The 16,170-nt window shown below is 69.9% G+C and carries 13 protein-coding genes; 8 read left to right on the forward strand and 5 right to left on the reverse strand.

What is annotated here, in order from left to right:
- Positions 1-13: 13 nt before the first annotated feature.
- From kdpB to OG226_RS40385, 5 genes are all read left to right on the forward strand, one after another.
- The gene (gene kdpB, locus OG226_RS40365; RefSeq protein WP_328684654.1) at positions 14-2,110 is read left to right on the forward strand and encodes a potassium-transporting ATPase subunit KdpB; all 2,097 of its coding nucleotides are present in this window, start codon (positions 14-16) and stop codon (positions 2,108-2,110) included.
- A gap of 6 nt (positions 2,111-2,116) precedes the next feature.
- Positions 2,117-2,785 carry a potassium-transporting ATPase subunit C gene (locus OG226_RS40370; RefSeq protein ID WP_328684655.1) on the forward strand — a complete coding sequence of 223 codons (669 nt, stop codon included), beginning with the start codon at positions 2,117-2,119 and terminating at the stop codon, positions 2,783-2,785.
- Positions 2,786-2,885: 100 nt separating this feature from the next.
- Complete coding sequence (locus OG226_RS40375; RefSeq protein ID WP_329351709.1) at positions 2,886-3,569, forward strand: response regulator transcription factor; 684 nt, start codon at positions 2,886-2,888, stop codon at positions 3,567-3,569.
- A gap of 1 nt (position 3,570) precedes the next feature.
- Positions 3,571-6,117: a sensor histidine kinase KdpD gene (locus OG226_RS40380; protein WP_329351710.1), complete on the forward strand. Its 2,547-nt coding sequence runs from the start codon at positions 3,571-3,573 to the stop codon at positions 6,115-6,117.
- Positions 6,118-6,174: 57 nt separating this feature from the next.
- Positions 6,175-7,626, forward strand: coding sequence for a glycoside hydrolase family 43 protein (locus OG226_RS40385; protein WP_329351711.1), 1,452 nt, complete (start codon positions 6,175-6,177; stop codon positions 7,624-7,626).
- Positions 7,627-7,733: 107 nt separating this feature from the next.
- On the opposite strand, the gene OG226_RS40390 is transcribed toward OG226_RS40385, so the two are convergent.
- Entirely contained in the window at positions 7,734-7,925 is a 192-nt protein-coding gene (locus OG226_RS40390) for a DUF5999 family protein (protein WP_033283380.1), read from the reverse strand.
- Between the two features lie 283 nt (positions 7,926-8,208).
- Positions 8,209-8,793 (reverse strand): hypothetical protein, encoded by a 585-nt coding sequence (locus OG226_RS40395; protein ID WP_329351714.1) that lies wholly within the window; start codon positions 8,791-8,793, stop codon positions 8,209-8,211.
- A gap of 530 nt (positions 8,794-9,323) precedes the next feature.
- Between OG226_RS40395 and OG226_RS40400 the strand changes: the two genes are divergently transcribed.
- Positions 9,324-10,844, forward strand: coding sequence for a glutamate-cysteine ligase family protein (locus OG226_RS40400; RefSeq protein WP_329351716.1), 1,521 nt, complete (start codon positions 9,324-9,326; stop codon positions 10,842-10,844).
- A 49-nt stretch (positions 10,845-10,893) separates the two neighbouring features.
- On the opposite strand, the gene OG226_RS40405 is transcribed toward OG226_RS40400, so the two are convergent.
- Positions 10,894-12,681: a substrate-binding and VWA domain-containing protein gene (locus tag OG226_RS40405; protein ID WP_328684661.1), complete on the reverse strand. Its 1,788-nt coding sequence runs from the start codon at positions 12,679-12,681 to the stop codon at positions 10,894-10,896.
- Positions 12,682-12,867: 186 nt separating this feature from the next.
- Here OG226_RS40405 and OG226_RS40410 point away from each other — a divergent pair, with 186 nt between their 5' ends.
- Positions 12,868-13,668 carry a CPBP family intramembrane glutamic endopeptidase gene (locus tag OG226_RS40410; RefSeq protein WP_033283384.1) on the forward strand — a complete coding sequence of 267 codons (801 nt, stop codon included), beginning with the start codon at positions 12,868-12,870 and terminating at the stop codon, positions 13,666-13,668.
- A 63-nt stretch (positions 13,669-13,731) separates the two neighbouring features.
- Here the strand turns inward: OG226_RS40410 and OG226_RS40415 are convergent, their stop codons facing one another.
- Both OG226_RS40415 and OG226_RS40420 read right to left on the reverse strand, forming a co-directional pair.
- Positions 13,732-14,544 carry a PhzF family phenazine biosynthesis protein gene (locus OG226_RS40415; protein WP_329351718.1) on the reverse strand — a complete coding sequence of 271 codons (813 nt, stop codon included), beginning with the start codon at positions 14,542-14,544 and terminating at the stop codon, positions 13,732-13,734.
- A 73-nt stretch (positions 14,545-14,617) separates the two neighbouring features.
- Positions 14,618-15,292: a class I SAM-dependent methyltransferase gene (locus OG226_RS40420; protein ID WP_329351719.1), complete on the reverse strand. Its 675-nt coding sequence runs from the start codon at positions 15,290-15,292 to the stop codon at positions 14,618-14,620.
- 165 nt (positions 15,293-15,457) lie between these two features.
- Between OG226_RS40420 and OG226_RS40425 the strand changes: the two genes are divergently transcribed.
- Positions 15,458-16,096, forward strand: coding sequence for a PadR family transcriptional regulator (locus OG226_RS40425; RefSeq protein ID WP_078652573.1), 639 nt, complete (start codon positions 15,458-15,460; stop codon positions 16,094-16,096).
- Positions 16,097-16,170: the final 74 nt, after the last annotated feature.

Here is a 16,170-nt window from a genome sequence, read left to right on the forward strand (position 1 = left end):
CCAAGAGGACTCGATGTCCACTGCCACTCCGACCCGGGCGCCGCACAGCGATGTGCCGACCGGTCACAAGGACGAGGGACGGGTCGGCGCGGGCCTGTTCGACCCGAAGCAGCTGATCAAGTCCCTGCCCGACGCCTGCCGCAAGCTCGACCCGCGGGTGATGGTCAAGTCGCCCGTGATGTTCGTGGTGTGGATCGGATCGGTGCTGACCACGGTCTTCTCCTTCAAGGACCCGGGCGACTGGTTCGGCTGGGCGATCAGCGCCTGGCTGTGGCTGACCGTCGTCTTCGCCAACCTGGCGGAGGCCGTCGCCGAGGGCCGCGGCAAGGCGCAGGCCGACACCCTGCGCAAGGCCAAGACCGACACGGTGGCCCGTCGCCTCAACGGCAGGGTCGAGGAACAGGTCCCCGGCACCGAACTCCGCATCGGCGACCTGGTCGTGTGCGAGGCGGGCGACATCATCCCCGGCGACGGTGACGTCGTGGAAGGCGTCGCGAGTGTCGACGAGTCGGCCATCACCGGCGAGTCCGCGCCCGTCATCCGTGAGTCCGGCGGCGACCGCTCGGCCGTCACCGGCGGTACGAAGGTTCTCTCCGACCGCATCGTCATCAAGATCACGACGAAGCCCGGCGAGACCTTCATCGACCGGATGATCGCCCTGGTCGAAGGCGCCGCCCGGCAGAAGACGCCCAACGAGATCGCCCTGAACATCCTGTTGGCGTCCCTCACCATCGTCTTCCTGCTCGCCTGTGCCACGCTGCCGCCGTTCGCCGACTACGCCGGCACCCACCTCACGATGATCGTGCTGGTGGCCCTGCTGGTCTGTCTGATCCCGACCACGATCGGCGCACTGCTCTCCGCGATCGGCATCGCGGGCATGGACCGCCTGGTGCAGCGCAACGTACTGGCCATGTCCGGCAGGGCAGTTGAGGCCGCCGGTGACGTGTCGACCCTGCTCCTCGACAAGACCGGCACCATCACCCTCGGCAACCGGCAGGCGTCGGAGTTCGTGCCGGTGTCCGGCACCACCGCGGCCGCTCTCGCCGACGCCGCCCAGCTCTCCTCGCTGGCCGACGAGACGCCCGAGGGCCGCTCCATCGTCGTCCTGGCGAAGGAGCGGTACGACCTCCGCGAGCGCCACCAGGGCGAGTTGGCCCACGCCGAGTGGATCGCCTTCACCGCCCAGACCCGCATGTCCGGCGTTGACGTGGACGGACGCAAGATCCGCAAGGGCGCGGCCGGTTCGGTCGTCACCTGGGTCCGCGAGCGGGGCGGCGAGGTGTCCGAGGACGCCGGCGCGCTCACCGACCGGATCTCCGCGGCCGGCGGCACCCCGCTGCTCGTGGCGGTCGAAGACCCCGAAGGCGCACGGGTGTTGGGCGTCATCCACCTCAAGGACGTCGTCAAGGCGGGCATGCGCGAGCGGTTCGACGAACTGCGCCGCATGGGCATCAAGACCGTCATGATCACGGGCGACAACCCGCTGACCGCCAAGGCGATCGCCGAGGAGGCGGGCGTCGACGACTTCCTCGCGGAGGCCACTCCCGAGGACAAGATGGCCCTCATCAAGCGGGAGCAGGCCGGCGGCAAGCTGGTCGCGATGACCGGTGACGGCACGAACGACGCGCCCGCGCTGGCCCAGGCGGACGTCGGCGTCGCGATGAACACCGGCACGTCGGCCGCGAAGGAGGCCGGCAACATGGTCGACCTCGACTCGAACCCGACCAAGCTCATCGAGATCGTCGAGATCGGCAAGCAACTCCTCATCACCCGGGGCGCGTTGACGACGTTCTCCATCGCCAACGACGTCGCGAAGTACTTCGCGATCATCCCGGCGCTGTTCGCGGCCGTCTACCCGGGCCTGGACAAGCTCAACATCATGCACCTGGCCTCGCCCGACTCCGCGATCCTCTCCGCGGTCATCTTCAACGCGCTGGTCATCATCGCGCTGGTCCCGCTCTCCCTGCGGGGCGTGCGGTACCGGCCGGTCAGCGCCGACAAGATGCTCCGCCGCAACCTCGGGATCTACGGCATCGGCGGACTGATCGCCCCCTTCATCGGCATCAAGATCATCGACCTCCTCATCTCCCTCATCCCCGGAATCGGCTGACCCGCTATGAACAACTCGGTATCCAACACAGCCCGGTTGCTCTGGGCGGGCCTGCGCGCCCTGCTCGTGCTGACCCTGGTGACCGGCGTCATCTACCCGCTGGTCGTCACCGGCATCGCCCAGGGGATCTTCCCCGGCAAGGCGAACGGCTCGGAGATCAAGGCGGACGGCAAGGTCGTCGGCTCGTCCCTCATCGGGCAGTCGTACAACCTGCCGCTGAAGAAGGGACAGGAGACCCCGGACCCGGATCTGAAGTGGTTCCAGGGCCGCCCGCAGAACGGGCTCGGCGCCAACAGCGTCAACACCCAGTACAAGCTGATCCTTTCGGGCGCCACCAACCTGTCCGCCGACAGCAAGGTCCTCGTCCAGCAGGTGAAGGACGCCAAGGCCGCCGTCGTCAAGGACAACTCGGTGCCCGGCTACACGGTCAGGGCGTCCCAGGTGCCCGCCGACGCGGTCACGTCCTCCGGCTCCGGCCTCGACCCGGACATCTCCCCGGCGTACGCGGACCTCCAGGTCCACCGCATCGCCGAGAAGAACGGCCTGTCCGTCGTCCAGGTGCAGAAGCTGGTCGACGAGCACACCGACGGCCGCACCCTCGGCTTCATCGGCGAGCCCACGGTGAACGTGCTGGAACTCAACATCGCGCTCAAGTCCCTTGCGACGAAGAGCTGATGGCGTTACACGACCGGCTGGGGAGTCGGCGGCCCGGGAGAGATCCCGGCACCGCCGACTTCCGCCGCCATGCCAGGGACCACACGAAAGGCACACCCCCATGACACGGGTGCTGGTGGTGGAGGACGACCCGCAGCTCGTACGGGCCCTCGTGATCAACATGCAGGCCCGGCAGTACGGTGTCGACGCGGCCCCCGACGGAGCCACCGCGCTCCGGCTCGCGGCGGTGCGGCAGCCGGACGTCGTGATGCTCGACCTCGGACTGCCCGACATGGACGGCGTCGACGTCATCAAGGCGCTGCGCGGCTGGACCCGGGTCCCGATCCTGGTGCTGTCGGCCCGGCAGGCCTCGGACGAGAAGGTCGCCGCCCTCGACGCGGGCGCCGACGACTACATCACCAAGCCGTTCAGCATGGACGAACTCCTCGCCCGGCTACGGGCCGCCGTCCGCCGCGTCGAGGACGTGCCGCTCACCCCGACGGCCACCCTCGTCACCACCGACGACTTCACCATCGACCTGCTCGCCAAGAAGGCCACCCGCGGCGGGCACGACATCCGGCTCACCCCCACCGAGTGGCATCTGCTGGAGATCCTGGTCACCAACCCCGGCCGCCTGATCACCCAGACGTACCTGTTGCAGGAGGTGTGGGGGGTGTCCCAGAGCAACAAGACCAACTATCTCCGGGTCTACATGGCCCAGTTGCGCCGCAAGTTGGAGGGGGACCCCTCCAGCCCGCGCTATCTGATCACCGAGCCCGGCATGGGCTACCGCTTCGAAGGATGACATGGGACGCGGCAAGCTCCGGATCTACCTCGGCGCGGCACCGGGCGTCGGCAAGACGTACGCGATGCTGTCCGAGGCGCACCGGCGAATCGAGCGGGGCACCGACTGCGTGGTCGCCTTCGTGGAACACCACAACAGACCGCGCACCGAGGTGATGCTGCACGGCCTGGAGGAGATCCCGCGCCGCGAACTCGCCTACCGGGACACGCGGTTCACCGAGATGGACGTCGACGCGGTCCTCGCCCGGCACCCCGAGGTCGCCCTCGTCGACGAGCTGCCGCACACCAACATCCCCGGCTCCCGCAACGCCAAGCGCTGGCAGGACATCGAGGAGCTGCTGGGGGCCGGCATCGACGTGATCTCGACCGTCAACATCCAACACCTGGAATCCCTGGGCGACATCGTCGAGTCCATCACCGGCGTACGGCAGCAGGAGACCGTCCCGGACGAGGTCGTGCGCCGCGCCGACCAGATCGAGCTGGTCGACATGTCACCGCCCGCGCTACGGCGCCGGATGGCCCACGGCAACATCTACAAACCGGACAAGGTCGACGCGGCCCTCTCCAACTACTTCCGGCCCGGGAACCTCACCGCCCTCAGGGAGTTGGCGCTGCTCTGGCTCGCCGACCGGGTCGACGCCTACCTCCAGGAGTACCGCAGCGAACACCGCGTCTCGGCGATCTGGGGTTCGCGCGAGCGGATCGTCGTAGGACTGACCGGCGGTCCGGAGGGACGCACGCTGATCCGCCGGGCCGCGCGCCTCGCCGAAAAGGGCGCGGGCGGTGAGGTGTTGGCGGTCTACATCTCCCGCAGCGACGGCCTGACCTCCGCCTCCCCGAAGGAACTCGCCCAACAGCGCACCCTGGCCGAGGACTTGGGCGGCACCTTCCACCACGTCGTCGGCGAGGACATACCGGCGGCACTGCTCGACTTCGCGCGCGGTGTGAACGCCACCCAGATCGTCCTCGGCGTGTCCCGCCGCAAGGGCTGGCAGTACGTCTTCGGGCCCGGCGTCGGCTCGACGGTCGCCCGCGAGTCCGGCCCCGATCTCGACGTCCACCTCATCACCCACGACGAGGCGGGCAAGGGACGCGGACTGCCCGTGAACCGGGGCACGCGGCTCGGGCGGGCCCGGATCGTCTGGGGCTGGCTGGCCGGAATCGGCGGACCGCTGCTGCTGACCTGGCTGTTGAGCGGTGTCGCTCCCGAAGTCGGCCTGGCCAACGACATGTTGCTCTATTTGACCCTGACCGTGGCGGCGGCCCTGCTCGGCGGACTCTTCCCCGCACTGGCCTCGGCGGCGGTCGGATCGCTGCTCCTGAACTGGTACTTCACCCCGCCTGTGCACACCTTCACCATCGCCGACCCCAAGAACATCGTGGCCATCGCGATCTTCGTGGCCGTCGCGGTGTCGGTCGCGTCGGTGGTCGACCTGGCGGCCCGCCGCACCCACCAAGCGGCCCGGCTGCGCGCCGAGTCGGAGATCCTCTCCTTCCTCGCGGGCAACGTACTGCGCGGCGAGACCAGCCTGGAGGCGCTCCTGGAACGCGTCCGGGAGACCTTCGGCATGGAGTCCGCCGCCCTGCTGGAGCGCGCGAGCGACGTCGAGCCCTGGACCTGCGCGGGCAGCGTGGGCCCCCGCCCCTGCCGGAACCCGGAGGACGCGGACGTCGACGTACCGGTCGGCGACCACATGGCCCTCGCCCTCTCCGGCCGGGTCCTGCCCGCCGAGGACCGCCGCGTCCTGGCCGCCTTCGCCGCACAGGCCGCCGTGGTCCTGGACCGCCGCCGCCTCCGCGAAGAGGCGGACCAGGCACGGGCGTTGGCCGAGGGCAACCGCATCCGCACGGCACTCCTGGCCGCAGTGAGCCACGACCTGCGCACGCCCCTCGCCGGTATCAAGGCGGCCGTCTCCTCGCTCCGCTCCGAGGACGTCGCCTGGTCGGACGAGGACCAGGCGGAGCTGCTGGCGGGCATCGAGGACGGCGCCGACCGCCTCGACAACCTCGTCGGGAACCTCCTCGACATGTCCCGCCTCCAGACCGGCACGGTCACCCCGATCATCCGTGAGGCGGACCTCGACGAGGTGATCCCGATGGCGCTGGGCGGGGTCCCCGAGGACAGCGTCGAACTCGACATCCCCGAGAGCCTGCCCATGGTCCCCGTCGACCAGGGTCTGCTGGAACGCGCCGTCGCCAACATCGTCGAGAACGCGGTGAAGTACAGCCCGGAGCGAACTCCCGTACTGGTCAAGGCGAGTGCCATCGCCGACCGCGTCGAGATCCGGGTCGTCGACCGCGGCCCCGGCGTCCCCGACGAGGCCAAGAACCGCATCTTCGAACCCTTCCAGCGCTACGGCGACGCCCCGCGCGGCGCCGGAGTGGGCCTCGGCCTCGCCGTCGCCCGCGGCTTCACCGAGGCCCTCGGCGGCACGCTGAGCGCCGAGGACACCCCCGGCGGCGGCCTCACGATGGTCCTCACCCTCCACCTCGCCCCGGCACCCGCCCTTGCCCCCGTCGAAGGTTCCACCTACAGTCCGGCTCCGTAATATTCGACATACGGCCCGAAACTTTCGAGACCGGGCCGTGCGAAGAGGCGGGGACACATGCGGACCTACGACAACCCGGTCATCGGCGGCTTCCATCCCGACCCCAGCGTGTGCCGGGTCGGCGAGGACTACTACCTCGCGTGCTCCAGCTTCGAGTACTTCCCCGGGGTCCCGCTCTTCCACAGCCGGGACCTGGTGCACTGGCGCCAGCTCGGCAACGTCCTCGACCGGCCGGGGCAGTTGGACCTGCCGGACGACACCCCCGCCTCGGCCGGCATCTACGCCCCCACCCTCCGCCACCACGACGGCCGCTTCTACCTGATCACCACCGACGTGCGCGGCAAGGGCACCTTCCTCGTCACCGCCGACCGCCCCGAGGGCCCCTGGTCGGACCCGGTCCTCGTCGACGTGCCCGGCATCGACCCCGATCTGGCCTGGGACGAGGACGGCACCTGCTGGTGCGCCGTCGCCGGGGTGACGGTGTCCCGCATCGACCCGGCGACCGGCAAGGTCCTGGAGGGCCCGCTCCCGATCTGGTCCGGCACCGGACTCCAGCACCCGGAGGCCCCGCACCTCTACCGCGTCGGCGACTGGTGGTACCTGATGATCGCCGAGGGCGGCACCGCGGGCGGCCACAGCGTCTCCATCGCCCGCGCCCGCTCCCCGCGCGGCCCCTACGAACCGGCCCCCGCCAACCCGATCCTCTCCCACCGCAGCACCGACCTCCCCATCCAGAGCACCGGCCACGCGGACCTGGTGACCGCCCCCGACGGCACCTGGTGGATGGTTTTGCTCGGCACTCGGCCCCGGGGCTGGTTCCCCGGCTTCCACGTGCTCGGCCGCGAGACCTTCCTGACCCCGGTGGAGTGGGTCGACGGCTGGCCCCGGGTCGGCCCGGTACGGGAACAGCACCCGGCGCCGGGGGCCTGGCACCCCGTCGAACTCCCGCCGGTACGCGACGACTTCGACGCCCCGGCCCTCGACCCCTCCTGGATCTCCCCGCGCAGCAGGCCGGACGGCAGCTGGTCACTGACCGAGCGCCCGGGCTGGCTGACCCTCGACGCGAAGTCGGGCCCCGCGTTCCTCGCCCGCAGGCAGCAGCACCCCGACTGCCGCGCGTCCGTGCGGATCGACCCCGGCTCCGGCCGCGCCGGCCTCTCCGTCCGCATGGACGAGGCGCATCGCTACGACATCGAGGTCGCGGGGGGAGCGGTGAGTGTGGTCGCGCGGATCGGCCCGGTACGGGAGCGGATCGCCGAGCACGCGGTGGAGCCGGGCCCGGTCGTCCTGACCGTCGACATCGCCGCGACGGACGCCGAGACACGAGCCCCCGACACCCTCGCCTTCTCCGTGGAGGGTCCCGAAGGCGCCGTAGAACTGGCCGAGTTGGACGGACGTTATCTGTCCACGCAAGTGGCAGGGGGATTCACCGGGCGGGTGATCGGTATGTACGTCACCGAGGGGGAAGCGGCCTTCGACTGGTTCGACTACCAGGAGGCACTCCGATAGCGGCCGATTACACGGGGTGACCGACCCCGGAAATGCGTCGGGGCCGGTGCGCACCTCATGTGTGCGGCCGGCCCCTCATGTCCCTGAAATGCCCAAGCGGGAAATGCTCAAGCGGCTGTCACCACTTGGCGGTGTGGGGCGATGATCTGCCCGTCGGGCAGGAGCTCACCGGTGTCCTCGAACAGGAGAACGCCGTTGCACAGCAGGCTCCAGCCCTGTTCCGGGTGGTGCGCCATGAGGCGGGCAGATTCCCGGTCGGCGGATTCGGCTGTGGGACACGGCGGCTGGTGCTTGCACATTGGTGGGATCTCTCGCTCTGTTGTGGTCATGTCCGTCCCCCGTGGTGTTGAGTCGGTCCGAACCCAGTGTTGCCCTATGGACGTCGATCCGCAGGGATTTAGCAGCACCGCTTCTCACAGGTTCATGACGCATCACCCGCGCGGACGGTTCATCCCAATTCCCGGCTCGTACGAGCTTTTTCGTGCTCGGACGAGCGTTACGAGCGTGAAAGGGCCGGAAACGCGATCGTACCCCGCCGCCGGGAATTCGGCGGCGGGGTACGGGGGTGACGGCGGGGGAAAGTCAGGCGGGAGAACCGAGCAGCGGCGCGGGAGACACCCGATGGGTCAGCATCGGCAGCAACTCGGCGACCCGGTGCGGACGATGGGCCGCGATGCCGGGCGGTGCCGGAGCCAGCGGGACGAGCAGATCGGACGCGGCGGGGCGGCCGCCGGCGCCGTCCTCGCCGAGGTCGCCGTGCAGCCAGAGGGTGAGCATGTAGAGACCGGGCACGGAGAGGAGGCGCGGCTGGTAGGCGCCCTTCATGTTCTCGGCCTGGCGCAGCGCCCGCTCGGTGGAGGCGATGTAGGGACCTTCGAAGAAGTGCGAGAACGCCCAGCCGTCCGGGGTCAGCATGGTCTCGGCCGCGGCGACCGCACGGTCCCCGCAGCGGATCAGGAAACGCCATCCGGCCAGCCGGGTGACGGCCGCCCCGTCCGCGGACACGCGGTCCAACACATGCAGGGGCAAAGGGAGTTCGGGTGTTGTCGGTCCCTGTGCCGCGCGCAGGGACGGGGTCTTGGCCTCGCGGACCGCGGTGGGGGAACCGAGTGCCGTGAGAACGGAGCGCAGGGCGGGGGCGGGAGCCGGGGGGACATGCAGCGGCATGGTGGGTCGCCTCTCATTCGACAGGCACTGGTGGCGCGAGGGCGGGGCGGGGGCGGACGGCGCTGTCAGCTCACGGGGTCAGGGAGGCCGGGCCGGGTTCTGTGAACATGGGTGCGGCCTGCCGCACGTCACCTAGACGGCAGGTTCCAGGACCGGGGCGCCAACCTTCTGCCTTGTTCGCGGAGTTTATACGACACGGGTTCAGACGATGTTTCGTCTAACCGTTTCCCGTATGAACAACAAGGACCTATTAGGCCAGCGATTCACGGGAATCATCCCGGTTCCGAACGGGCCCTACGGCGATGACCTCGGGATATGTCACCGATGGGGTCGGCCAATTCTCGTCGGCGTTTTTCACGAGGTTCTCATTGTCCGGGAACTGCTCGCTGCCGCATGCCTCGTGAATGTGCCGCGGGTCACGTTCGACCAGAGTAGCGGGCGCCGGGCCGGTCCGGGGACGTTATCGATCGCCAGGTCTGGGCATCATCCTTCCTGACCCGGGGACGAGTGGGACGAGGAGGTGACGCATCGTGGGGGAGAAGGTCGTTTCGGGAGGATCGTTCGAGCTCGCCGACCGTCAGCGCTACCGCGCCAAGCTGCGGCGCTGTCTGACGGGGCTGGAGCGGCTGCTGGCCGAGAAGCGGTTCGACCGCCCCAGGAACCTGATGGGGCTGGAGATCGAACTGAACCTCGTCGGCTCCGACGGTATGCCGCGAATGCTGAATGGCGAGGTGCTGGAACGCATCGCGAGCCGAGATTTCCAAACAGAACTCGCCATGTTCAATCTGGAAGTCAACATTGCCCCACACCGATTGGAGGGCCGGGTATTCGACCGGCTCGCCGAGGAGATCCGTACGTCACTGGCATATGCCCATCGGAAAGCGGGCGAGGTCGACGCCGGAATACTGATGATCGGCATTCTGCCGACGCTCGACCGGGACGACCTGGTCTCCTCGAACCTCTCCGCCGTCGACCGCTACACCCTGCTCAACGACCAGATCGTGGCGGCTCGCGGCGAGGATTTCGTCCTCGACATCAAGGGCGTCGAACACCTCACCTGCACCTCGGGCTCCATCGCGCCCGAAGCCGCCTGCACCTCCGTACAGCTGCACCTCCAGGTCACCCCGGACCGCTTCGCCGACGTGTGGAACGCGGCCCAGGCCGTCGCCGCCGTGCAGGTCGCCGTGGGCGCCAACTCGCCCTTCCTGTTCGGCCGCGAGCTGTGGCACGAGTCCCGGCCCCCGCTGTTCCAGCAGGCCACCGACACCCGCCCGCCCGAACTCCAGGCCCAGGGCGTCCGCCCCCGCACCTGGTTCGGCGAGCGCTGGGTCACGTCGGCGTACGACCTCTTCGAGGAGAACCTGCGCTTCTTCCCGCCGCTGCTCCCGATCCACGACGACGAGGAACCCCTCGACGTCCTCAACGCGGGCGGCATCCCCACCCTCGCCGAACTCGTCCTGCACAACGGCACGGTGTACCGCTGGAACCGCCCGGTCTACGGCATCGCCGACGGCGTCCCGCACCTGCGCGTCGAGAACCGAGTCCTGCCGGCCGGCCCCACCGTCACCGACGTCATCGCCAACACCGCGTTCTACTACGGCGTCGTCCGCGCCCTCGCCGAGGAGTCGCGGCCGGTGTGGACCCGGCTGCCCTTCGAGGCCGCCGCCGCCAACTTCGACACCGCGTGCCGCCACGGCATCGACGCCCGCCTCCTCTGGCCCCGGCGCGGACGCCTGGGCGGGGTCACCGAGATCGACGCGGTGGCCCTCGTACGCGACGAACTGCTGCCGCTCGCGGAGGCCGGACTGGACGCGTGGGGGGTCGAACCGGCCGACCGGGACCTGTACTTGGGCGTGATCGACGAGCGCTGCCGCCGCCGAGCCAACGGCGCGACCTGGCAGTCCGCCACGTTCCACCGGGCCTTGGAGCAGGGGCTCACGAGGGAAGCGGCGCTGGCGGCAACCACCCGCCGCTACAGCGAGTTGATGCATCTCGGGGAGCCGGTCCACACGTGGCCGGTGGGGTTGCCGGAGCCGGTGCCGCTGGGGTGAGGCGTGAGGGTGGGGGTGAGGAACGAGGGTGGGGTGAACTGGCCCTGTTTCAGCCCGCGTTGGCCGAGGCGCCCGACGCGCCCGCCGCCACGATGGCCTGGAGGATCACCGACTGGATCTGGGCTGGATCGGTCACCTCGTGGCCCGAGCCGCCGGTCGCCTCGGCGATCTGGCGGGCCTCCTCCTTGTCGGCCTCCGGGCCCACGCCGATCATGATGAGCGGCACCGGCCGCTCAGGGCTGGCGAGTTGCCGCAACTGCTTGATGAGCGTGGAGCGGGAGATGCTGCCCGGGTCCTGGTTGACCCCGTCGGTCAGGATGACCAGCGCGTTGAACTTCCCCTTCGCGTAGGAGGACGTGGCCGCCCGGTACGCGGCGAGCGTGGTGTCGTAGAGCCCGGTCGCGCCGTTCCGCACCGGCTTCAGCGAGCCGAACGCCGCTGACAGAGCGTCCCGTTGGGTGCCGTCGCCCGTGCGGTCGCCGAGCCGCTCGGTCGGCACCAGGACGCGGTAGTCCTTGTCGCCGTCGAGCTTCGTCGAGAACTCCCACAGCCCGATCTCGTCCTCGGGCGTGAACGTGGCCAGCGCCTGCAACAGCGAGGCCTTCGTGACGTCCATGCGCGACTGCCCGGTCCCCGGCACCGACTCCGCCATCGAGGCCGACGCGTCGACGACCGTGGTGATCCGCGCGCTCTGCACCGTGATCGTCCAGGTACCCAGGGCCTCCTGGAGCGCCGCGTCGGAGGCGGGCTCGGGCGCCGCCACGGCGTACGGCTGCGGACCGCTGCCACCGGCCTTGGCGATCACAGCCTTCGGCGCGGCGTCGTCGTCCGTGCGGAAGCCGTATTTCTCCATCAGCTTCTGCTGCGCCGGCTGGCTCAGATAGGTCATGAACCGGATCGCGGCCCGGCTCTCGTCAGTGGTCAGCCGCTCCTGGTCGACCAGGTTGTACGGGTAGTCGAGCCGCGGGGATCCGTCCTTCGGGTAGAAGAGATCCAGGCTCCCGTCGCTGTCCGCCGACGCGTTGTACGCGAACGCCGACTGCTCGCTGAGGACCAGCGCCTGGTTGCGCTTCGGATTGCCCTGTTCGGTGCCGGACGCGTTGCGCGGCAGGGTGTCCAGGACCTGGCCGTCGGTGTCCGAGGTCCGCTGCGACAGCGTCTTCATCATCGCCGCCGCCTGCGTGGCCCCGCCCTTGACCTTCGCCGCGGCCGTACTCAGCTGCGTGAGCGCCAACAGTCCCGTGGCGCTGCGCGCCGGGTCGGCCGCGCCCAGCCGGAGCGAGTCGTCCTGGAGGGTGGCACCGGCCAGGTCCAGCCAGCTGTACGTCTTCTGCGGCCACCCGAGCGACTTCGCGGCGGCCGGGACCATCGCCACCCCGACCGGCGTGGAGGCCACGTTGCCCGTGGGAGTGACCTCCGTCGCGTCGCTGTCGGCGGCCGACGAGACCTCGTTCACCCACAGCTCCGAGTCCGGCACCCACACCTGTACGTCCGGGTGCTTGCCCGCCTTGAGCGTGTCCGCGAACTTGTACGACTCCTGGGCGGTCACCGAGATGTTCAGACACTGCCCGTCGGACGTGATGCCCTCGTCGCGGGCCTGTCCGGCCGCCGCGCGCAGTGCGGGAGCCATGTCGGGGGAGGCGGCGAGTTTCAGCCGTACCGCGTCCTTGCGGCAGGAGGAACCGAAGGAGAGCAACCCGCTCTGCACCGCCACGGCGGTACCGCCGGCGACGGTCAGCACGAGCACCGTGGCGATGGCCACCGTACGGCGACGCGCGCGAGGACGGGGGTCGCTGCCGCCCGCGCCGTACTGATCGGGCAAGCTGTGACGTCCCATGACGGTGATGCCCCTCCCTGTTGAACCACGTGCCGGTATGCGGCCGTATGGCAGACATGGGGGAGCTACGCCCCGTACCGCGTCCGTCCCCCCAACGGCCTGTCACGCACGATCTTCGTAAGTTCTTTCGAGACCCTAGCGGGGCGAAGATGGGCATGAGGCGGGATTTCCGAACTGAAGGCAGGTGTGCAGGTGGAGGCAGGGCAGGTGGCCGAATCTTTTCCGCTGGAGCGGCCCACACGGCGGATTCTCCGGTCCGAGGCACTGCTCGTTCTGGGGCTTTCGCTCGGTGCGAGCGGTGTGTCAGCCCTGATCAGTTTTGTCGGATCGGTCACGAAACCGGGTGGTCTCAAGGACCAGGCGGCCACGCTCAACGCCTCGGCCGCACCGGGCCGTCCGTGGCTTGATCTCGCCTGGCAGTTGTTCGGGATCGCGTCGGCGCTCGTCCCCGTCGCCCTCGTCGCGCACTTCCTCCTGAGGGAGGGCGAGAGCCTGCGCACGATCGGCTTCGACCGCACCCGCCCCTGGCCCGACCTGGGCCGTGGGGCTGCGATCGCGGCGGTCATCGGCAGCACCGGCATCGCTTTCTACCTGTCCGCCCGCGGCCTCGGCTTCAACCTCACGGTGGTGCCGGAGGCGCTGCCCGACGTCTGGTGGAAGTACCCGGTCCTGATCCTCTCCGCGATGCAGAACGCGATCCTCGAAGAGGTGATCGTGGTGGGCTACCTCCTGCGCCGCCTCGGCCAGTTGGGCTGGACGCCGGGCACCGCGCTGGTGGCCAGTTCCGTACTGCGCGGTAGCTACCACCTCTACCAGGGCATCGGCGGCTTCGTCGGCAACATGGTGATGGGCGTGGTGTTCGTGTACCTGTACCGGCGTTGGGGTCGCGTGGGTCCCCTGGTGGTGGCGCATTCCCTGCTCGACATCGGGGCGTTCGTCGGCTACGCGCTGCTGGCGGGGAAGGTGGGCTGGCTGCCGACGGCGTAAGTCCCTTGCGGGGCAAGCGACTTGAGGCTTGCGACTTGAGACTTGGGGTTTGCGGCTTGCGGCTCAGGCGAGCAGCTCGCCGTCGATGACCGTGACCGCGCGTCCGGTCAACAGGGTGCGGTCGCCCCGGAGTTCGGTTCGGACGCGCCCGGAGCGGGCCGAGGCCTGTAGCCCGGTGAGGACCGTGCTCCCGAGACGCTCGGACCAGTAGGGAGCCAGCGCCGTGTGCGCACTGCCGGTGACCGGGTCCTCGTCGATCCCGATGTTCGGGAAGAAACAGCGGGACACGAAGTCGTAGCCCCGGCTGGGGTCTTCGGCCCGCGCGGTGGCGATGATGCCGCGCTCGGAGGCGGTGGCGAGCGCCTTGAGATCCGGCGTGAGTCCTACGACGGTCTTCTCGTCGGCGAGTTCGACGACGAGGTCGCCGATGTTCGGGCCGGTGTCGAACGCGGTGGGGAGAGTCTCCGCCCCCAGGGCCTCGGCGACACCGTCCGGAACCGTCTCGGGAGTGAGCGGCGCGGTCGGGAAGTCGAGCGTGATCGACCCGTCCTCGGCCGGCGTGCCGACGAGCACCCCGCTCCGCGTGGCGAACCGCACGGCCCCTTCGTGGGTGCCGGTGCTGTGCAGGACGTGGGCCGTGGCGAGGGTCGCGTGCCCGCACATCGCGACCTCGGTCGCCGGCGTGAACCACCGCAACGCCCAGTCGGCCTCCCCGCCTTCGGGCAGGCGCTGCGCGAACGCCGTCTCCGCGTGATTCACCTCCGACGCGATCTTCTGCAGCCGGTCGTCCGCCGGGAAGGCGTCGAGGAGCAGCACCCCGGCCGGGTTGCCGGCGAAGGGGCGGTCGGTGAAGGCGTCGACGATTCGAATCCGCATGGCTCGACGCTAGGCGCTGCGTGGACCCGTGGGCCAAGGCCAATTCGGAGGGACTGGACCGATTCGGGAGCGCCTATGTGGCGGAGGGGCGTTCCGGTTTCCGGGCCAGGAAGGCGGCGTGCGTCCGCTTCGCGCCCTCGGCCGGTTCCAGCACCAGGCGCGCGGTGAGCGTGAGCCCGGCCCGTGCGAGCAGCTCGGCGATCCGGTCCGGCGGGATCAGGTGGGACTCGTAGGACACGGGGTGGCCGCCGTACGCCTGCGTCGGGCGCAGGAGTTGGCCGTCTCCGACGTGACCGGCCAGCAGCAGGTGGCCGCCGGGGGCGAGTGTGCGCTGGAACTCGCCGAAGACGGCGGGTAGTTGGTCGGGCGGCGTGTGATGCGTGGAGTAGTGGGCGAGGATGCCGCCGAGCTCGTCGTCCCCGATCGGCGGCGCGGTCATCGAGCCCACGGTGAAGGTCAGGTCCGGGTGGGCGCGGCGGGCCAGTTCGATCATCTTGGGTGAGATGTCGATGCCGAAGACGGGCACTCCGAGGCTCGCCAGATAGGCCGTGATCTTGCCGGGCCCGCATCCCAGATCCGCGACCGGCCCGAGCCGGGCCGTCCGCACGGTCTCGGCGAACGCGGCCAGCATCGCGCGCGACACGGGGTCCAACTCGCCCGGTTCCTTGACGAGTTGGACGTAGGCGGCGGCGACGGTGTCGTACGACTCCCGGATCGCGGCGAGGTAGGAGGGCGGCTGCTCGGTCACGCCGGTGACTGTAGGGGGCGTCGTCGGAAGGGGCCGGACGGGGCTGCCGTACCGGGCTGTCGGAGGGGTTTTCGGAAGGGGCTACCGGAAGGGGTTGCCATCCGAACACTCCCGATATATCGTTGACGCATCGCGACAGATCAACGATGGAATGGAGTGATTGCGATGCGTACCCACGGATACGAGCGTGGACATGGACAGGACGGACCCTCCCGGCGCGGTCGGGGTGGTCCTGACGGGCGGCGTGGGGCTTTCGGTCCCTTCGGGCCCGGTGGACCTGGTGGGCCCGGCGGCCCCGGCTTCGGACCGGGCTTCGGTCCCGGTCCCTGGGGTGGACGAGGGCGCGGCGGCCCGAGGGGCGGCAGGGCGCGGCGCGGTGACGTACGCGCGTCGATCCTGGCCCTCCTCAAGGACCGGCCGATGCACGGCTACGAGATGATCCAGGAGATCGCCGAGCGCAGCGGCGGCGCGTGGAAGCCGAGCCCCGGCTCGGTCTACCCCACCCTGCAGCTGCTGGAGGACGAGGGCCTGATCGCCAGTGAGTCGGAGGGCGGCAAGAAGCTGTTCGCCCTCACCGAGGCCGGCCGTACCGCGGCCGAAGAGGGCCCGGACGCCCCCTGGGAAGAGGCTTCCCGCGGGGTCGACTGGGAGGCCCTCAGTGAGATCCGCCAGGCCGGCTTCGGTCTGATGGAGGCCTTCGGCCAGGTCTGGAAGACCGGCAGCAAGGAGCAGCGCGAGAAGGCGCTGACCGTCATCAACGACGCCCGCAAGAAGCTGTACCTGATTCTGGCCGACGAGGACTGATGTCCTCGGGGTCGGAAGAAGTGGCAGGCCAGGGCGCCCCGCGGAACTTCCGTGGGGCGCCTTCCCTGTGTCCG

It is taken from the genome of Streptomyces sp. NBC_01261, assembly GCF_036226385.1.
Taxonomy (GTDB): domain Bacteria; phylum Actinomycetota; class Actinomycetes; order Streptomycetales; family Streptomycetaceae; genus Streptomyces.